The sequence below is a fragment of the Allobosea sp. RAF48 genome, from assembly GCF_052114025.1.
Classification (GTDB): domain Bacteria; phylum Pseudomonadota; class Alphaproteobacteria; order Rhizobiales; family Beijerinckiaceae; genus Allobosea.
In genome coordinates, this window is record NZ_JBFRDZ010000005.1 from 347,685 (window position 1) to 364,880 (window position 17,196).

Below are 17,196 nucleotides of genomic sequence, written 5' to 3' on the forward strand. Positions count from 1 at the left end.
TGACGCGACGCACCCGGCGTCTGTCAGTATACCCACCCCGCGCACTGCGGTTCCTCACCGACATGTTGTGCAACTCTTCAGGCTTCGCAAGCGGCCAGGGATATATCTCATGGGCCTGATCCGGCTTGTCTACGCCAGCCACAGCCTGCTCGGCGACTCCAGCCAACGCGCGCAACTCGACAGAATTCTGGCGACTGCGCGTCGCTTCAACCTCCAGAACCGCGTAACCGGCTTCCTGCTCGCCACCCACGGCTCCTTCGCGCAAGTGCTGGAGGGCACGGACGCCGATGTCCGTGAAACTTACGGCCGCATCATGGCGGATCCGCGCCATACCGACCTGCGGATCCTGCGCGAAGAGCCAGCGATGGAACGGCTCTTCGCCAACTGGGCCATGGGCGTGGCCGAGCATGACGAGACCACTCACTTCATCTTCGGCCTCTACGGCGTGACGCCGGAAAGAGATCTCGCCGCCCAGCCGCTGGAAATCATCGTCGATCTCGCCGGCGAGCTCTCCCGACGGCCGGCTTGAAAAGCGCGCTCATCTCGGCAAGCCTTGGAGCCGAAACGAAAAAGGGCGGCCCGAAAGCCGCCCATTTCCTAAATCGAACTGAACAGAGGCCGATCAGGCCGCCTCGTCTTCCGCCGTGAAGACCGGGCCGGAATCCTTGCCCTTGGCCTCGACGTCGCGGTCGACGAACTCGATGATCGCCATCGGGGCGTTGTCGCCGAAGCGGAAGCCCGCCTTCATGATGCGCAGGTAGCCGCCGTTGCGCTCCTTGTAGCGCGGGCCGAGAACCGCGAAGAGCTTGCCGACCAGCTCGACATCCTTGATCTGCGAGATCGCCTGGCGGCGGGCATGCAGGTCGCCACGCTTGCCGAGCGTGATGAGCTTCTCGACGACCGGACGCAGGTCCTTGGCCTTCGGCAGCGTGGTGGTGATCTGCTCGTGCTTGATCAGGGCCTGAGCCATGTTGGCGAACATCGCCTGGCGATGCTCGGCCGAGCGGTTGAAACGACGACCGCGGAAACCGTGATGCATTGTTTGGCTCCTTCGTTGCTTACGGCCGCCGTGCCACGGAACGGCCGTTCCTTATGCTCCGGCTCGCATGAGCCGGGCCAAAAGGCGCAGGCAAGGCCTGCGCCGTCGTTTTTCAGTAGTGCTCTTCGAAGCGCTTGGCCAGCTCTTCGATGTTTTCCGGGGGCCAGCCCTGGACGTCCATGCCCAGGTGCAGGCCCATGGTCGCCAGCACTTCCTTGATCTCGTTCAGCGACTTGCGGCCGAAGTTCGGGGTGCGCAGCATCTCGCCCTCGGACTTCTGGATGAGGTCGCCGATATAGACGATGTTGTCGTTCTTGAGGCAGTTGGCCGAACGCACCGAGAGCTCGAGCTCGTCGACCTTCTTGAGCAGCGCCGGGTTGAAGGGCAGCTGCGGCGCAGTCGAGACGGCCTCTTCCTTGCGCGGCTCCTCGAAGGTGATGAAGACGGCAAGCTGGTCCTGCAGGATGCGGGCGGCGAGCGCCAGCGCATCCTCGGGCGTGACCGAACCGTTGGTCTCGATCGCCAGCGTCAGCGAATCCTTGTCGAGGTTCTGGCCCTCGCGGGTGTTCTCGACGCGATAGGAGACCTTCTTGACCGGCGAGTAGAGGCTGTCGACCGGAATCAGGCCGATCGGCGCGTCCTCGGGACGATTCTGCTCGGCCGGGACATAGCCCTTGCCAGTGTTGACCGTGAACTCCATGCGGATCTCGGCCCCGTCGTCCAGCGTGCAGAGCACGAGGTCGGGGTTGAGGATCGCGACGTCGCCGATGGTGTTGATGTCACCGGCAGTGACGGTACCCGGGCCGGACTTGCGCAGGGTCATGCGCTTGGGACCTTCGCCCTGCATCTTGACCGCGATGGCCTTGATGTTGAGGACGATGTCGGTCACGTCCTCGCGGACGCCCGGGATCGAGGAGAACTCGTGGAGAACGCCGTCGATCTGGACGGCGGTCACGGCCGCGCCCTGGAGCGACGACAGCAGCACGCGACGGAGCGCATTGCCGAGCGTCATGCCGAAGCCGCGCTCAAGCGGACGCGCGATCACGGTGGCCAGACGCTTCGGGTCGTCTCCGACCTTCACTTCGAGCTTGTTCGGCTTGGAAAGATCCTGCCAGTTCTTGCTGATCACGACCGCACTCCTGGTGCTGAATTCATCTGGCGGCCACCGCCGCCCCGGACAGGCGCCCGCCCCTGCGGGCGCCTCTTGCAATGGTCAGGCGTCAGACGCGACGGCGCTTGCGCGGACGGCAGCCATTGTGCGGGATCGGGGTCACGTCGCGAATCGAGGTCACGGTGAAGCCCGCGGCCTGGAGAGCGCGAAGAGCCGACTCGCGGCCCGAACCCGGACCCGTCACCTCGACCTCGAGGGTGCGCATGCCGTGCTCGGCAGCCTTGCGGGCGGCATCCTCGGCCGCAACCTGCGCGGCATACGGGGTCGACTTGCGCGAGCCCTTGAAACCCATCGTGCCGGCCGAGGACCACGAGATCGTGTTGCCCTGCGCGTCGGTGATGGTGATCATGGTGTTGTTGAACGAGGCGTTCACATGCGCGACGCCGGAGACGATGTTCTTACGTTCGCGACGACGGACGCGCTGGGCTTCCTTGGCCATATCTCTTCTTCCATCCTTCAGGCGCGCCCGTCATGCCAGGCGCTGGGGATGCCGGCGGCCCGTCAGCGGACCGGCCGGCGTATAGACAGCGGGCCGGATCACCGGCCCGCCGAAACTCACTTCTTCTTGCCGGCGATCGGCTTCGCCTTGCCCTTGCGGGTGCGGGCGTTGGTGTGCGTGCGCTGGCCGCGGACCGGCAGCGAGCGGCGATGGCGCAGGCCGCGGTAGCAGCCGAGGTCCATCAGGCGCTTGATGTTCATCGAGACTTCGCGGCGCAGATCGCCCTCGACGAGGTAGTCGCGGTCGATCGTCTCGCGGATTTGGAGAACCTCGGCGTCGGTCAGCTGGTTGACGCGGCGCTCGGCGGCGATGCCGACCTTGGTGCAGATCTCCTGCGCCTTGGCGGCACCGATGCCGTGGATGTACTGCAGGCCGATGACGACGCGCTTGCCGGTGGGAATGTTGACGCCCGCGATACGAGCCATGGTCTCATCTCCATGTCGGCCGAAGCATCCGTTGATGCACCGGCGGTGGGGAATATCCCGCGTCCGGTGGAGGCCGGCTCATGCAGGACGTTGAACGGCTCCACGCGATAATGCGACGTCGTCCCTTCTCGCAAAGGCAACGGCATCGCTCGCATGAAACCGGATGGCGGGTCGTTAACTGGTTGATCGTCCCGAGTCAACCCGCCGCAACCAAGAAGCATGCCAAGGCCAGCAAAGCCAAGGCCGGACTGGATATTCGCCGTCATGCTCGGGCTTGACCCGGTATCTCGTGACGAAGGAGGTTCTCGAACCTCCTCCTGCAAGAGAGTCTTGGGTCCGAGCTGCGCTTCGCCCGAGAATAACGTCCCATTCTCGGGTCGGTCGCGAGCGCACGACCGTCCTTCCAGGCGCATTACAACTATACGCCCGGAATGACGCGCCTGAGTGCGAACTTTTACTTCTTCACGAGGCTGCACTTGCTCTCCGACAGCGGCGCGATGATCTCGGCTGCCGGGATCTTGCGGACGACCTTGAAGTAGTCCCAGGGCGCTTTCGAATCGCCCGGCGCCTTCACCTCGACCAGCAGCATATCGTTCATCAGCCGGCCGTCCTCCCGAACCTTTGCACCGGGCGCGTAGAAGTCGTCGACCGGCAGTTCCTTCATCTTGGCCGCGACCGCGGGGCCCGCGGCCGTGCCCGCCGCCTTCACGGCCTTGAGATAGTGCAGCACCGAGGAATAGACGCTGGCCTGGATCATGCCCGGCATCTTCCTGGTCCGCGCCATGTAGCGGTCGGCGAAAGCGCGGCTCGGCTTGTCGGCGTCGTGGTAATAGGCGGTCGTCGTGATCAGGCCCTTGGCCTTGTCGAGCCCGAGACCGTGGACGTCGCTCAGCACAACGACCATGGCGGCGAGCTTCTGGCCGCCATCGACCAGGCCGAATTCGCCGGCCTGCTTGATCGAGTTGATCGTGTCCGTGCCGGCATTGGCAAAGGCGACGATCTTGGCCTTGGAGGCCTGTGCCTGAAGCAGGAAGGAGGAGAAGTCGGGCGTCGAAAGCGGTGCGCGCACCGTGCCCAGCGTCTTGCCGCCATTGGCCGCGACGATCGCCTCGATATCCGCCGTGAGCTGATGGCCGAAGGCATAGTCCGCGGCAAGGATGTACCAGCTGTTGCCGCCCTCGCGCAGGACTGACAGCGCCGTACCCTTGGCCGAGGTCGCCGTGTCGAAGGTCCACATGAAGCCGGTCGCCGAGCAATCCTCGTTGAACAGCCGCGTCGTCGCCGGGCCGTTATAGAGCGCGACCTTCTGCCGTTCCTTGGCGATGCCGGCGACTGCGAGCGCCACCGCCGAATTGGTCAGGTCCGCGATCGCGGTGACGCCGTCGACGTCATACCAGCGCCGTGCCAGGCCGGCCGCGATGTCGGGCTTGTTCTGATGATCGGCCGCGACGATCTCGATCGGCTTGCCCAGCACGGAGCCGCCGAAATCCTCGATCGCCAGCTTCGCAGCCTCGACCGAGCCGAGGCCGCCGAATTCGGCGTAGTTGCCCGACTGGTCGTTGAGGATGCCGATCTTGACCGCATCCTGCGCCCGCGCGGCCGCCGGCATCAGCGCCAGCGCACTCGCGAACAGCATTGCACCCCATCTGGTCATGCGCCTGCTCCCTGTCCTGCACCGGACCGGAAGGTCGCTTCGCCTACCGGTCGAAGGTGCTCCACGCCGCTTTTCGCGGCTTGAGCCCAGCACATCCGCCCGAGGTGGGCCTGTCAACGCACAGGTGGAGCGAGAAAAGGCAAAGGCTGGCGCGCAAAACCGCACCGGAATCGAAAAACCCGGACGGGCCATCGCCCATCCGGGTTCGAATTTCTCTTCGCTGCTTGCGGATCAGCCCTGGGCGGCCACCGACAGCGCGTTCGCAATCGCTTCCGAGACGCTGTCGATCGGCTGCATGCCGTCGATCGCCGTCAGCTGGCCGCGCTTCTCATAGTAAGGCGCGACGATCGCCGTGTCGCGGTTATACGCCTCAAGCCGGGTCTTGAAGACCTCCGGATCATCGTCCTTCCGGACCGGCTGGCCGGCCGCCCTCGCCTCTTCGGCGCGGCGGACGATGCGGTCCACGAGCTTGCTCTGGTCGACCGTGAGCTCGAGCACCGCGTCGAGCTTCAGCCCTTTGCCCTCGAGCATCCGGTCGAGCGCTTCGGCCTGCGCCAGCGTGCGCGGGAAGCCGTCGAGGATGAAGCCCTTCTTCGCGTCCGGCTCCTCGATGCGATCAGCGACGATGCCGATGACGATATCGTCCGAGACGAGACCGCCCGCATCCATCACCGCCTTGGCCTTTTGGCCGATCGGTGTGCCGGCGGCGACGGCTGCGCGCAGCATGTCGCCGGTCGACAGTTGAGGAATACCGTGCTTCGCGACGATGCGCGCCGCCTGAGTGCCCTTGCCCGCCCCCGGCGGCCCCAGGAAAATCAACCGCATCTTAGCGCCTCGCTCCTCGCAATTTAGCCTTCTTGACCAGCCCTTCGTACTGATGGGCCAGCAGGTGTCCGTGGATCTGCGCCACGGTGTCCATCGTCGTCGTCACCACGATGAGCAGCGAAGTGCCGCCCAGCAGGATGATCGGGATCTGAGCATAGGTGATCATGAACTCGGGGATAAGGCAGACGATGGTCAGATAGCCGGCGCCGAGAACGGTGATGCGCGAGAGGATGCGGTCGATATGCTCGGCGGTGCGCTCGCCCGGGCGGATGCCCGGCATGAAGCCGCCATGCTTCTTGAGGTTGTCCGCCGTTTCGACCGGGTTGAACACGATCGCGGTGTAGAAGAAGCAGAAGAAGATGATCAGCGCCGCATAAAGGACCATGAACAGCGGCCGGCCATGGGCGAGATAGGTCGCGATGATCGACAGGAAGCCCGTGCCACCCGAGGCCTGCGAGAAGCTGGCGATCGTCGTCGGCAGCAGCAGCAGCGACGAGGCGAAGATCGGCGGGATCACGCCCGAGGTGTTGAGCTTCAGCGGCAGGAACGAGGTCTGACCCTCATACATGCGGTTGCCGACCTGGCGCTTCGGATAGTTGATCAGCAGGCGGCGCTGCGCACGCTCCATGAACACGCAGAACGCGATGACGCAGACCGCCATCACCAGGATGCCGAGCAGCAGCCCGGTCGAGATCGCGCCCTGGCGTCCGAGTTCGAGGGTCTGGGCGAGCTGTGACGGGAATTCCGCGATGATGCCACCAAAGATGATCATCGAGGTGCCGTTGCCGATGCCGCGGCTGGTGATCTGCTCGCCCAGCCACAGCAGGAACATGGTGCCGCCGACGAGAGTGAGCGTGGTCGAGAGCAGGAAGAACGGCCCCGGCTCGAGGACGAGATTGCCCGAGCCCTGCAGGCCGACGCCGATCGCATAGGCCTGGAATACGGCCAGCACGAGGGTCAGGTAGCGGGTGTACTGGTTGAGGGTCTTGCGGCCCTGCTCGCCTTCCTTCTTCAGCGCCTCGAAGCTCGGGATGACGCTGGAGAGCAGCTGAACGATGATCGAGGCCGAGATATACGGCATGATCGCCAGCGCGAAGATGGCGAGGCGGCCGACGGCGCCGCCCGAGAACATGTTGAACATGCCGAGCACGCCGCTCTGCGACTGGCGGAACAGGTCGGCGACCGCGTCCGGGTTCATGCCCGGCAGCGGGATGTAGGTACCCAGCCGGTAGACGACCAGCGCTCCCAGCGTGAACCAGATTCGCTTCTTCAGTTCGTCCGCCTTGGCGAAGGCCCCGAAATTGAGGTTTGCCGCAAGCTGTTCAGCCGCCGATGCCATGCGTCCGGTCCTTGGGTCTCAAGTCAGTCATTGAAGCACATCCCCCGCCGCCCCAGCGGTGCAATTTTCGGGTTTGTGCCTTGCGTCAAACAGTCGAACGGCGGCCTGGGCGCTGGCCCGGCCGCCGTTCGCAAACGTCATGTAGGCGCTAGGATCACGCCTGTGAAGCGGCAGCCAGAATCTTGACCGTGCCGCCGGCCTTCTCGATCGCCGCGACGGCCGACTTCGACGCGCCAGCGACCTCGAAAGCGAGCTTGGTCTTGAGCTCACCGACGCCGAGGATCTTCACGCCGTCCTTGGCCTGGCGGGTGATCACGCCGGCGGCGACGAGCGCCTCGACGGTCACGGCGCCCTTGGCGTCGAGCTTGCCGGCTTCCACTGCCTGCTGGATGCGGCCGAGGTTGACCTCGTTCAGATCCTTGGCAAACAGGTTGTTGAAGCCGCGCTTCGGCAGGCGACGATACAGCGGCATCTGGCCGCCCTCGAAGCCCTTGATGGCGACGCCGGCGCGCGAGGTCTGACCCTTCACGCCGCGACCACCGGTCTTGCCCTTGCCGGAGCCAATGCCACGGCCGACGCGGATGCGCTGCTTCAGAGCGCCTTCGTTGTCACGAATCTCATTGAGTTTCATGTGTCGCCCTCCTCACTTCGCGTCGATGACGCGCACGAGGTGCTTCACCTTCTCGACCATGCCACGCACCGCGGGGGTGTCCTGGAGGGTCGAGCGGCGGCGGATCTTGTTCAGGCCGAGACCGATCAGGGTCTGGCGCTGGGTGGCCTCGCGGCGGATCGGCGAACCGATCTGCTCGATGGTGAAGGTCTTCTCAGCCTTTGCCATGATTCCCCCCTCACGCTTCCGCGGCCGCATCCGTGCCGGCATCGCGGCGACGGGTCTGCAGGGCCGAAACCTTGAGCGAGCGACGAGCCGCGACCGAGCGCGGGCTATCCTCGTTCTTCAGCGCGTCGAACGTGGCGCGCACGAGGTTGTACGGGTTGGAGGAGCCGAGCGACTTGGACACGACGTCCTGCATGCCGACCGCCTCGAAGACGGCGCGCATCGGACCGCCGGCGATGATGCCGGTACCGGCCGGAGCCGCGCGCAGCACGACCTTGCCGGCGCCGTGGCGGCCCTGCACGTCGTGATGGAGGGTGCGGCCCTCGCGCAGCGGAATGCGGACGAGGCCGCGCTTGGCGGCTTCCGTCGCCTTGCGGATCGCCTCGGGAACCTCACGGGCCTTGCCGTGGCCGAAGCCGACGCGGCCCTTCTGATCGCCGACGACGACGAGCGCGGCGAAGCCGAAGCGACGTCCGCCCTTCACCACCTTGGCGACGCGGTTGATGTGGACGAGCTTATCCACGAACTCGGAAACTTCCGTTTCCCGGTCCTTACGCTCACGCGGCTCTCTAGCCATGTGTATGTCCTCTTACTTGCGCGGACGAAGATCGAAGCCCCGCCGCTCGCTCGAGCCTAACCCCATGCCTCATTGCACGGGGAAGCTGTGCATCGGGCCGAAAAGTGGGAACCACTTTTCGGAAGAACCCGATGCCTTAACGCATCGATCGTCGTGACCGCGCCCATTCTGGCGCGCGATGATCGAGAAACGGATACCGCCCGGCCGGCGTAGAACGCCTGACCGGGCGAAACCCGATAACCTCAGAAGCTGAGGCCAGCCTCGCGGGCTGCATCGGCCAGCGCCTTGACGCGGCCATGGTACATGTACGGGCCGCGGTCGAAGACCACATCCGTCACGCCGGCCTTGACCGCGCGCTCGGCGACGATCTTGCCGATCTGGCCGGCCGCCTCGACATTGGCGCCGGATTTGATCTGCGCACGCACGTCCTTGTCGAGCGACGAGGCCGAAGCGAGGGTGACCCCCTTCACGTCGTCGATGACCTGGGCGTAGATCTGCTTGCCGGTGCGATGCACCGAGAGGCGCGGGCGACCGTTGGCAACCGCCTTGATCGCGCGGCGGACGCGGGCCTTGCGGCGCGCAGTCACATCGTTCTGCTTGCTCATGGCTGGCGTCCTTACTTCTTCTTGCCTTCCTTGCGGAAGATGAACTCGCCGGCGTACTTGACGCCCTTGCCCTTATAGGGCTCGGGGCCACGATAGTCGCGGATTTCCGCGGCGGTCTGGCCGACGACCTGCTTGTCGATGCCGACGACGACGATTTCCGTCGGCTTCGGCGTCGTGATCGCGACACCGGCCGGGATTTCGTAGTCGATGTCGTGGCTGTAGCCGAGCGACAACTTCAGCACCTTGCCAGCGACAGCGGCCTTGTAGCCGACGCCGTTGATCTCGAGGCGCTTCTCGAAGCCGGCGGTGGTGCCGATCACGAGGTTGCTGATGCGGGCGCGCGAGGTGCCCCAGAGCGCACGGGCGCGCTTCGACTGCGAACGCGGCTGAACCGCGATCGCGCCGTCCTCCATGGCGACCGAGACGTCCTCGGGCACCTCGAAGGAGAGCTCGCCCTTCGAGCCCTTGATCTTGACGAGCTGGCCGGTGACCGAGGCGGTGACGCCCGCGGGAACCGAGACCGGCTTCTTACCGATACGAGACATTTGGATTTCTCCTGAAAATGAGCGGGGCGCCTGAAAGGTCAGAAGACCTTGCAGAGCACTTCGCCGCCCACGTTCTGCTCGCGGGCCACATGATCGGCCATCACGCCACGCGGCGTCGAGACGATCGTCACGCCGAGGCCGTCAGCCACGCGCGGCATGGTCTCGACCGACGAGTAGACGCGGCGGCCGGGCTTCGAAACACGCGAGATCGACCGGATGACCGGCTGGCCCTCGTGATACTTCAGCTCGATGTCGAACTCCGTCCGGCCATTGCCGAACTCGGTCTGGCTGTAGCCGCGGATGTAGCCCTCGGACTGCAGCACGTCGAGCACGCGAGCACGCAGCTTCGAGCCCGGGGTGGAAACACGCGACTTGCGACGCAGCTGCGCATTGCGGATGCGGGTCAGCATATCGCCGAGCGGATCAATGATCGCCATTGTCCAGTCCTCCTTACCAGCTCGACTTCACGAGGCCGGGAACCAGCCCCTTGTTGCCGAGCTCACGCAGCGCGACACGCGACATCTTCAGCTTGCGATAGAAAGCGCGCGGACGGCCCGTCACCTCGCAACGATTGCGAATGCGGATCTTGGCCGAGTTGCGCGGCAGTTCGGCCAGCTTCAGGCGAGCGAGGAAACGCTCGTCCATGGGCTGGTTGTCGTCATTGGCGATCGCGAGAAGGCGAGCCCGGCGGCCGGCGAATTTCTTCACCAGCTTCCTGCGGCGCTCGTTGTTCTCGACGGAGCTTTTCTTAGCCATCGATCTCTCCTGGTTTCCGCGTATGAACGCTTAGGTTCACTGCCGGAACGGGAAGTTGAAGTGCTTGAGCAGAGCGCGCGCTTCGTCGTCCGACTTCGCAGTCGTGCAGACGATCACGTCCATGCCCCAGACCTGGTCGACCTTGTCGTAATTGATCTCGGGGAACACGATGTGTTCCTTGATCCCGAGCGCGAAATTGCCGCGCCCGTCGAACGACTTCGGGTTCAGGCCCCGGAAGTCGCGCACGCGCGGCAAGGCGATGGTGACGAGCCGATCGACGAACTCGAACATCTTGGTCTTGCGCAGCGTGACCTTGCAGCCAACCGCCATGTTCTCGCGCAGCTTGAAGCCGGCGATGGCGAGGCGGGACTTGGTGATGACCGGCTTCTGGCCAGCAATCATGGCGAGGTCGCCGGCGGCGTTGTCGACCTTCTTGCGGTCGGCAGTCGCTTCACCAACACCCATGTTGATGACGATCTTCTCGATCGTCGGCACTTCCATGACGTTCTTGTAGCCGAATTCGGCGATCATCGCGGGACGAACGACGTCCTCGTAATGCTTCTTCATGCGCGGCGAGAGAGCCGCCTGCTGAGCCTCAGCCATCGATCAGATCCCCCGAACGCTTGGCGAAACGAACCTTGCGGCCGTCATCGAGCACCTTGAAACCAACGCGAGTCGGCTTGCCGTCCTTCGGATCGGCCACGGCGATGTTCGACAGGTCGATGGTGGCCTCCTTCGAGATGATGCCACCCTCGGACGTCTGCGACTGCTTGGTGTGCTTCTTGACGAGGTTGACACCACGCACGACGGCGCGGGCATCCTTCGGCAGAACCTGCAGCACTTCGCCCGACTTACCCTTGTCGCGGCCAGCAAGCACGACGACCTTGTCGCCCTTCTTGATTTTCGCAGCCATCACAGCACCTCCGGCGCCAGCGAGATGATCTTCATGTGGTTCTTGGCGCGCAGCTCGCGCGGAACCGGTCCGAAGATACGCGTGCCGACCGGCTCCTTCTGGTTGTTGATCAGCACGGCCGCATTGCGGTCGAAGCGGATCACCGAACCGTCGGCGCGCTTGACGTCCTTGGCGGTGCGAACGACGACCGCCTTCATGACGTCGCCCTTCTTCACGCGGCCGCGCGGGATGGCTTCCTTGATCGAAACGACGATGATGTCGCCGACACCGGCGTACTTGCGCTTCGACCCGCCGAGAACCTTGATGCACATCACACGACGCGCGCCGGAATTGTCGGCGACGTCGAGATTCGTCTGCACCTGGATCATGGCCTTGATCCTTCCAATCTGTGTATCAGGCGGTTTCCCGAGCGGCCTCAGCGCTGCTTGGGACTACGACTGACGGGGGTCGATCGCCCCCTGGCCTCAAAACAAAACATGATCCGCAAAAGTGGTTTCCACCTTTGCGGAGAGACATGTCCGGCTTCCTTCAGGCGCCCTGCCCGCCCCTGATTCGGGGCCGGGCAAAGCCGTCTCGTCTCACGCCTTGGGGGCGCCGTCGAGCACAACCCAGCTTTTCAGCTTGGAAATCGGCTTGGACTCCTCGATCCACACCGTATCGCCGACCTTGAACGAACCCGCCTCGTTATGGGCGTGATAGTTCTTCGTACGGCGAACCGTCTTCTTGAGGAGCGGGTGCGTATAACGCCGCTCGACCTTAACCACAACAGTTTTGTTCTGCTTGTCGCTGACGACGACGCCCTGGAGCACGCGCTTAGGCATTATCTTCTCCTCACGCGCTGGCCGCAACGGCCTTCGACCGCTGCAGCGTCTTGATGCGGGCGATGTCCTTGCGCAGTTCGGTGACGCGCGCGGTGTTCTCGAGCTGGCCCGTCGCCCTCTGGAAGCGCAGGTTGAACTGCTCCTTCTTCAGCTTGAGCAGCTCGTCCTGAAGCTGGTCCGTGCTCATCGACTTCAGGTCGGAAAGACGCTGTGTGCTTTTCATGTCGCCCTCCCTCACTCGGCGATGCGCTGGATGAACCGGGTCTTGATCGGCAGCTTGGCGGCGCCGAGACGGAGCGCTTCGCGAGCGATCTCCTCCGACACGCCGTCCAGCTCGAACATGATCCGGCCAGGCTTGACCTTGGCCGCCCAGAACTCGGGCGAACCCTTGCCCTTACCCATGCGGACTTCGGTCGGCTTCTTCGAAACCGGCACGTCAGGGAACACGCGGATCCAGACGCGGCCAACGCGCTTCATGGCGCGGGTGATCGCGCGGCGAGCCGCTTCGATCTGACGAGCGGTAACGCGCTCAGGCTCTTGTGCCTTCAGGCCGAACTGGCCGAAGTTGAGGTCCGTGCCGCCCTTGGCGACGCCGGAAATGCGTCCCTTGAACTGCTTACGGAACTTGGTGCGTTTTGGTTGCAGCATGGCTCTTCTCGATCAGCCTTACGCAGCCTGCTCGCGACGATCGCGATCGCGGTGATCACGGTCGCGGCCGCCGGAACGGCCGCCCTCGTCGGAAAGGCGCTTGTCCTGGGCCATCGGGTCGTGTTCCAGGATCTCGCCCTTGAAGATCCAGACCTTGATGCCGCACGTCCCGTAGGTCGTGAAAGCGGTGGCGACGCCGTAATCGACGTCGGCGCGCAGCGTATGCAGCGGCACGCGGCCCTCACGGTACCATTCGAGGCGGGCGATCTCGGCGCCGCCGAGACGGCCCGAGCAGTTGATGCGGATGCCCTCGGCGCCCAGACGCATGGCCGACTGCACGGCGCGCTTCATGGCGCGACGGAAGGCGACACGGCGCTCGAGCTGCTGCGCGATCGAGTCGGCAACCAGCGTGGCGTCGATCTCAGGCTTGCGCACCTCGACGATGTTGATCGTGACATCGGCCTTGGTGAGCTTCGAGACTTCCTTGCGGAGCTTCTCGATGTCGGCGCCCTTCTTGCCGATCACCACGCCCGGGCGAGCCGAGTGGATGGTGACGCGGCACTTCTTGTGCGGGCGCTCGATGATGATCTTCGAGACGGCAGCCTGCTTCAGCAGCTTCATCAGGGCGGCGCGGATCGCCATGTCCTCATGCAGCAGCTTGCCGTACTCGCCCTTGTTGGCGAACCAACGCGAGTCCCAGGTACGGTTGATGCCGAGGCGCAGGCCGATCGGATTGATTTTCTGACCCATCGTTCTCTCCTCAGGCCTGCGCTGCCTGCTCGCGCACCACGATCGTGATGTTCGAGAACGGCTTCATGATCCGGGCGCCACGGCCGCGGGCGCGGGCGTGGAAGCGCTTCATGACGAGTGCCTTGCCGACGAAGGCCTGGGCGACGACGAGATCGTCGACGTCAAGGTCGTGATTGTTCTCGGCGTTGGCGATCGCGCTCTGCAGGCACTTGCGAACGTCGTTCGCGATACGCTTGCGCGAGAACTCGAGATCGGCGAGCGCCGTAGAGACCTTCTTGCCGCGGATCAGCTGAGCGACGAGGTTCAGCTTCTGCGGCGAGACGCGCAGGTTGCGGGCGACCGCAACCGCTTCGTTCTCAGGCAGCGCACGGGGGGCGGATGCTTTACCCATGGCTTACTTCCTCTTCGCCTTCTTGTCGGCAGCGTGGCCGTGGAAGGTGCGCGTCGGCGAGAACTCGCCGAACTTGTGCCCCACCATTTCCTCGGACACGGACACCGGCACATGCTTCTGTCCGTTGTACACGCCGAACGTCAGACCGACGAACTGCGGCAGGATCGTGGAGCGACGGCTCCAGATCTTGATGACTTCATTTCGGGCTGAGGTCCTGGCGACCTCGGCCTTCTTCAGGAGGTATCCGTCGACAAACGGACCTTTCCAAAGCGAACGCGCCATGACGGACCTCAGTTCTTCTTCTTGCGGGCGTGACGGCTCGACACGATGAATGTGTCGGTCCGCTTGTTCGAGCGGGTCTTCTTACCCTTGGTCGGGAGACCCCAGGGCGTGACCGGATGACGGCCACCCGAGGTCCGGCCCTCACCACCGCCGTGCGGATGGTCGACCGGGTTCATCGAGACGCCGCGGTTATGCGGACGGCGGCCGAGCCAGCGCGAGCGACCAGCCTTGCCGTCGTTCCGGTTCATGTGATCCGGGTTCGAGACGGCGCCGACGGTGGCATAGCAGAGGCCCGAGATCAGGCGCTGTTCGCCCGAGTTCAGGCGGACGATGACGTAACCCTGGTCGCGACCGACGATCTGGGCGTAGTTGCCGGCGGAGCGGGCCAGAGCGCCGCCCTTGCCGATCTTGAGCTCGACGTTGTGGACGATCGTGCCGATCGGCAGCGAGCCCATCGGGGCCGCGTTGCCGGGCTTCACGTCGACATTGTCGCCGGCGACAACGGTGTCACCAACGGCCAGGCGCTGCGGCGCCAGGATGTAGGACTGCTCACCGTCCTGATACTTGATCAGGGCGATGAACGCCGTCCGGTTCGGATCGTACTCGAGCCGCTCGACGGTCGCCGGGATACCGGCCTTGCCGCGACGCTTGAAGTCGACGAGGCGCAGCGTGCGCTTGTGGCCACCGCCGCGGAAGCGGACAGTGATACGGCCGAGATTGTTGCGGCCGCCCGAGGAGCTCTTGCCCTCGGTCAGGGTCTTGACCGGCTTGCCCTTGTAGAGCTCGCTGCGGTCGACGATCACGAGCTGGCGAAGGCTCGGCGTGATCGGCTTGAAGTGCTTCAAAGCCATGATGGCGATCCTTCCCTCAGAGGCCCGTGGTCACGTCGATCGAGTGGCCCTCTTCGAGGGTCACAACGGCCTTCTTGACGTCCGAGCGCTGGCCGAGGCGGCCACGGAAGACCTTGACCTTGCCTTCGGTGACGATCGTGTTGACGCTCTTGACCTTGACGTCGAAGAGCTTCTCGATCGCCGCCTTGATCTGCGGCTTGGTCGCGGTGCGGGCAACCTTGAAGACGACCTTGTTGTGCTCGGAGAGCATCGTCGCCTTCTCGGTGATGACCGGCGCCACGATCACATCGTAGTGGCGCGGGTCGAGGTTCTTGGCTGACTGGCTCATTTGAAGCGCGCCTCCAGCGCATCGACAGCGGCGCGCGTCAGGACGAGCTTGTCACGACGCAGGATGTCATAGACGTTGATGCCCTGAACCGGCAGCACGTCGACATTCGGGATCGAACGAGCGGCCAGGCCGAAGTTCGTATCGATCTCGACGCCACCGACGATCAGCGCGCTCGACAGGTCGAGCTTGCCGAAATGACCCAGCAACACCTTGGTCTTCGGCTCGGCGAGCGTGGCATCGTCGATCACGATGATGCCGGCTTCCTTCGCCTTGGCCGAGAGCGCATGGCGCAGAGCGAGCGCGCGGACCTTCTTGGGAAGGTCGTGAGCGTGGTCGCGCAGCACCGGACCGAAGGCCTTGCCGCCGCCGCGGAACTGCGGAGCCGAAGCCGCGCCGTGGCGAGCGCCGCCGGTGCCCTTCTGCTTGTAGATCTTCTTGCGGGTGCGATCGACTTCCGAGCGGCCCTTGGACTTGTGGGTCCCGGCGCGGCGCTTGGCGAGCTGATAGCGAACCATGCGGGCGAGGAGGTCAGCGCGCGGCTCGAGGCCGAACACCGCATCCGACAGCTCGACCGAACCGGCCGACTTGCCCTCGAGAGTGGTGATATCGAATTTCATCACGCGTTCTCCTCAGCCTGGGCCGCAGGAGCCTCTTCCGCCTTGCCCTCGCCGGCAACCTTGAACTTGCCCGGCAGCGGCGCATCCTTCGGCAGGGCGCGCTTGACGGCGTCGCGGACATGGATCCAGCCGCCGGCGACGCCGGGAACGGCGCCCTCGACGAGGATCAGGCCACGCTCGACATCCGTCTGGACGACGCGCAGGTTCTGCGTGGTGACACGCTCGGCGCCCAGGTGGCCCGGCATCTTCTTGTTCTTGAAGGTCTTGCCCGGGTCCTGACGGCCACCGGTCGAACCGATCGAACGGTGCGAGACCGAAACGCCGTGCGTGGCGCGCAGACCGCCGAAGTTCCAGCGCTTCATACCGCCGGCGAAGCCCTTGCCGGTGGTCGTGCCGGAGACGTCGACGAACTGGCCGACGACGAAGTGGTCCGCGGTCAGCTCGGCGCCCACGGGGATGAGCGCGTCATCGCTGACGCGGAACTCGACCACCTTGCGCTTCGGCTCGACCTTGGCGACCGCGAAGTGACCGCGCTCAGCCTTCGAGACGTTCTTCACCTTCGCCGTGCCGGAGCCCAGCTGCACGGCCACATAGCCGTTCTTCTCTTTCGTGCGATGCGCGACAACCTGGCAGCTGTCGAGCTTCAGCACGGTGACCGGGATATGCTCGCCGGCATCCGTGAAGATGCGGGTCATCCCGACTTTCTGTGCAATCACACCGGAACGCATCGGTGCATACCTTCTTCTGGGGTCATGTCCATCCGGGGGAGCCGGAAACAGAGGACCCGTTCAATCGGATCAGAGCTTGATTTCGACGTCGACGCCGGCGGCGAGATCGAGCTTCATGAGGGCGTCGACCGTCTGGGGAGTCGGATCGACAATGTCGAGGACCCGCTTGTGGGTCCGCATCTCAAACTGCTCGCGCGACTTCTTGTCGATGTGCGGCGAGCGGTTGACGGTGAACTTCTCAATGAGCGTGGGCAGCGGAATCGGTCCGCGGACCTGAGCGCCCGTCCGCTTCGCGGTCGACACGATCTCGCGCGTCGAAGCGTCGAGGATGCGGTGGTCGAACGCCTTGAGGCGGATTCGAATGTTCTGACCGTTCATGGTCTTGTTCTCTCCGTGACGTGAAAAGGCGAAGGCCCGAAGGGCCCGCGCCCTCACGAAAACGCGTTACGCAATGATCGAAGCGACGACGCCGGCGCCGACGGTGCGGCCGCCTTCGCGGATGGCGAAGCGCAGCTTCTCTTCCATCGCGATCGGGGCGATCAGCGTCACCTCCATCGAGATGTTGTCGCCCGGCATCACCATCTCCGTGCCCTCAGG

30 protein-coding genes are annotated in these 17,196 nt (G+C 64.6%); 1 reads left to right on the forward strand and 29 read right to left on the reverse strand.

Features of this window, described 5'->3' with window-relative positions:
• Nucleotides 1-109: 109 nt before the first annotated feature.
• Complete coding sequence (locus AB4Z10_RS12535) at nucleotides 110-529, forward strand: BLUF domain-containing protein (protein ID WP_441470728.1); 420 nt, start codon at nucleotides 110-112, stop codon at nucleotides 527-529.
• Between the two features lie 93 nt (nucleotides 530-622).
• Here the strand turns inward: AB4Z10_RS12535 and rplQ are convergent, their stop codons facing one another.
• From rplQ to AB4Z10_RS12680, 29 genes are all read right to left on the reverse strand, one after another.
• Entirely contained in the window at nucleotides 623-1,039 is a 417-nt protein-coding gene (gene rplQ / locus AB4Z10_RS12540) for a 50S ribosomal protein L17 (protein WP_441470729.1), read from the reverse strand.
• A gap of 112 nt (nucleotides 1,040-1,151) precedes the next feature.
• Entirely contained in the window at nucleotides 1,152-2,168 is a 1,017-nt protein-coding gene (locus tag AB4Z10_RS12545; protein ID WP_441470730.1) for a DNA-directed RNA polymerase subunit alpha, read from the reverse strand.
• 91 nt (nucleotides 2,169-2,259) lie between these two features.
• Complete coding sequence (gene rpsK, locus AB4Z10_RS12550) at nucleotides 2,260-2,649, reverse strand: 30S ribosomal protein S11 (protein WP_043237079.1); 390 nt, start codon at nucleotides 2,647-2,649, stop codon at nucleotides 2,260-2,262.
• Between the two features lie 116 nt (nucleotides 2,650-2,765).
• A complete protein-coding gene (rpsM, locus tag AB4Z10_RS12555; RefSeq protein WP_126110534.1) occupies nucleotides 2,766-3,134 on the reverse strand; it encodes a 30S ribosomal protein S13 in 369 nt (122 codons plus the stop codon).
• 454 nt (nucleotides 3,135-3,588) lie between these two features.
• On the reverse strand, nucleotides 3,589-4,788 hold the full coding sequence (locus AB4Z10_RS12560) for an ABC transporter substrate-binding protein (protein WP_441470731.1): 1,200 nt from the start codon (nucleotides 4,786-4,788) through the stop codon (nucleotides 3,589-3,591).
• A 231-nt stretch (nucleotides 4,789-5,019) separates the two neighbouring features.
• On the reverse strand, nucleotides 5,020-5,613 hold the full coding sequence (locus tag AB4Z10_RS12565) for an adenylate kinase (RefSeq protein WP_441470732.1): 594 nt from the start codon (nucleotides 5,611-5,613) through the stop codon (nucleotides 5,020-5,022).
• Nucleotide 5,614: 1 nt separating this feature from the next.
• On the reverse strand, nucleotides 5,615-6,952 hold the full coding sequence (secY, locus tag AB4Z10_RS12570) for a preprotein translocase subunit SecY (RefSeq protein WP_441470733.1): 1,338 nt from the start codon (nucleotides 6,950-6,952) through the stop codon (nucleotides 5,615-5,617).
• Between the two features lie 154 nt (nucleotides 6,953-7,106).
• A complete protein-coding gene (gene rplO, locus AB4Z10_RS12575) occupies nucleotides 7,107-7,583 on the reverse strand; it encodes a 50S ribosomal protein L15 (RefSeq protein ID WP_441470734.1) in 477 nt (158 codons plus the stop codon).
• A gap of 12 nt (nucleotides 7,584-7,595) precedes the next feature.
• Entirely contained in the window at nucleotides 7,596-7,790 is a 195-nt protein-coding gene (gene rpmD, locus AB4Z10_RS12580) for a 50S ribosomal protein L30 (protein ID WP_441470735.1), read from the reverse strand.
• A 10-nt stretch (nucleotides 7,791-7,800) separates the two neighbouring features.
• Entirely contained in the window at nucleotides 7,801-8,364 is a 564-nt protein-coding gene (gene rpsE / locus AB4Z10_RS12585) for a 30S ribosomal protein S5 (RefSeq protein ID WP_047582054.1), read from the reverse strand.
• A 242-nt stretch (nucleotides 8,365-8,606) separates the two neighbouring features.
• A complete protein-coding gene (gene rplR / locus AB4Z10_RS12590) occupies nucleotides 8,607-8,969 on the reverse strand; it encodes a 50S ribosomal protein L18 (protein WP_441470736.1) in 363 nt (120 codons plus the stop codon).
• Between the two features lie 11 nt (nucleotides 8,970-8,980).
• Nucleotides 8,981-9,514, reverse strand: a complete 534-nt coding sequence (gene rplF / locus AB4Z10_RS12595; protein ID WP_441470737.1) for a 50S ribosomal protein L6 — start codon at nucleotides 9,512-9,514, stop codon at nucleotides 8,981-8,983.
• A 38-nt stretch (nucleotides 9,515-9,552) separates the two neighbouring features.
• Nucleotides 9,553-9,951, reverse strand: a complete 399-nt coding sequence (gene rpsH, locus AB4Z10_RS12600) for a 30S ribosomal protein S8 (protein ID WP_400506018.1) — start codon at nucleotides 9,949-9,951, stop codon at nucleotides 9,553-9,555.
• 13 nt (nucleotides 9,952-9,964) lie between these two features.
• On the reverse strand, nucleotides 9,965-10,270 hold the full coding sequence (gene rpsN, locus AB4Z10_RS12605) for a 30S ribosomal protein S14 (protein WP_199085556.1): 306 nt from the start codon (nucleotides 10,268-10,270) through the stop codon (nucleotides 9,965-9,967).
• 36 nt (nucleotides 10,271-10,306) lie between these two features.
• Entirely contained in the window at nucleotides 10,307-10,873 is a 567-nt protein-coding gene (gene rplE / locus AB4Z10_RS12610) for a 50S ribosomal protein L5 (protein ID WP_199085555.1), read from the reverse strand.
• Entirely contained in the window at nucleotides 10,866-11,183 is a 318-nt protein-coding gene (rplX, locus tag AB4Z10_RS12615; RefSeq protein WP_377838317.1) for a 50S ribosomal protein L24, read from the reverse strand. The genes rplE and rplX overlap by 8 nt, the downstream gene beginning before the upstream one ends.
• Entirely contained in the window at nucleotides 11,183-11,551 is a 369-nt protein-coding gene (gene rplN, locus AB4Z10_RS12620) for a 50S ribosomal protein L14 (RefSeq protein ID WP_055730187.1), read from the reverse strand. Before rplN ends, rplX begins: the two co-directional genes overlap by 1 nt.
• 210 nt (nucleotides 11,552-11,761) lie before the next feature.
• Nucleotides 11,762-12,004, reverse strand: coding sequence for a 30S ribosomal protein S17 (gene rpsQ, locus AB4Z10_RS12625; protein WP_441470738.1), 243 nt, complete (start codon nucleotides 12,002-12,004; stop codon nucleotides 11,762-11,764).
• A 10-nt stretch (nucleotides 12,005-12,014) separates the two neighbouring features.
• Complete coding sequence (rpmC, locus tag AB4Z10_RS12630) at nucleotides 12,015-12,227, reverse strand: 50S ribosomal protein L29 (RefSeq protein ID WP_400506013.1); 213 nt, start codon at nucleotides 12,225-12,227, stop codon at nucleotides 12,015-12,017.
• An 11-nt stretch (nucleotides 12,228-12,238) separates the two neighbouring features.
• Nucleotides 12,239-12,652: a 50S ribosomal protein L16 gene (gene rplP / locus AB4Z10_RS12635; protein WP_112581124.1), complete on the reverse strand. Its 414-nt coding sequence runs from the start codon at nucleotides 12,650-12,652 to the stop codon at nucleotides 12,239-12,241.
• An 18-nt stretch (nucleotides 12,653-12,670) separates the two neighbouring features.
• Nucleotides 12,671-13,402 (reverse strand): 30S ribosomal protein S3, encoded by a 732-nt coding sequence (gene rpsC / locus AB4Z10_RS12640; protein ID WP_149128654.1) that lies wholly within the window; start codon nucleotides 13,400-13,402, stop codon nucleotides 12,671-12,673.
• A gap of 10 nt (nucleotides 13,403-13,412) precedes the next feature.
• Nucleotides 13,413-13,793, reverse strand: a complete 381-nt coding sequence (gene rplV, locus AB4Z10_RS12645; protein ID WP_055730183.1) for a 50S ribosomal protein L22 — start codon at nucleotides 13,791-13,793, stop codon at nucleotides 13,413-13,415.
• A 3-nt stretch (nucleotides 13,794-13,796) separates the two neighbouring features.
• The gene (rpsS, locus tag AB4Z10_RS12650; protein ID WP_441470739.1) at nucleotides 13,797-14,075 is read right to left on the reverse strand and encodes a 30S ribosomal protein S19; all 279 of its coding nucleotides are present in this window, start codon (nucleotides 14,073-14,075) and stop codon (nucleotides 13,797-13,799) included.
• An 8-nt stretch (nucleotides 14,076-14,083) separates the two neighbouring features.
• Nucleotides 14,084-14,926 (reverse strand): 50S ribosomal protein L2, encoded by an 843-nt coding sequence (gene rplB / locus AB4Z10_RS12655; protein ID WP_441470740.1) that lies wholly within the window; start codon nucleotides 14,924-14,926, stop codon nucleotides 14,084-14,086.
• A 16-nt stretch (nucleotides 14,927-14,942) separates the two neighbouring features.
• A complete protein-coding gene (locus tag AB4Z10_RS12660; RefSeq protein WP_149128651.1) occupies nucleotides 14,943-15,254 on the reverse strand; it encodes a 50S ribosomal protein L23 in 312 nt (103 codons plus the stop codon).
• Nucleotides 15,251-15,871: a 50S ribosomal protein L4 gene (rplD, locus tag AB4Z10_RS12665; RefSeq protein ID WP_441470741.1), complete on the reverse strand. Its 621-nt coding sequence runs from the start codon at nucleotides 15,869-15,871 to the stop codon at nucleotides 15,251-15,253. Before rplD ends, AB4Z10_RS12660 begins: the two co-directional genes overlap by 4 nt.
• Nucleotides 15,871-16,599, reverse strand: coding sequence for a 50S ribosomal protein L3 (gene rplC / locus AB4Z10_RS12670; RefSeq protein WP_441470742.1), 729 nt, complete (start codon nucleotides 16,597-16,599; stop codon nucleotides 15,871-15,873). The genes rplD and rplC overlap by 1 nt, the downstream gene beginning before the upstream one ends.
• A 69-nt stretch (nucleotides 16,600-16,668) precedes the next feature.
• Entirely contained in the window at nucleotides 16,669-16,977 is a 309-nt protein-coding gene (rpsJ, locus tag AB4Z10_RS12675) for a 30S ribosomal protein S10 (RefSeq protein ID WP_043237115.1), read from the reverse strand.
• A 66-nt stretch (nucleotides 16,978-17,043) separates the two neighbouring features.
• Nucleotides 17,044-17,196: EF-Tu C-terminal domain-related protein (locus AB4Z10_RS12680; protein WP_465247582.1), on the reverse strand; the 153-nt coding region annotated here is incomplete at its 5' end.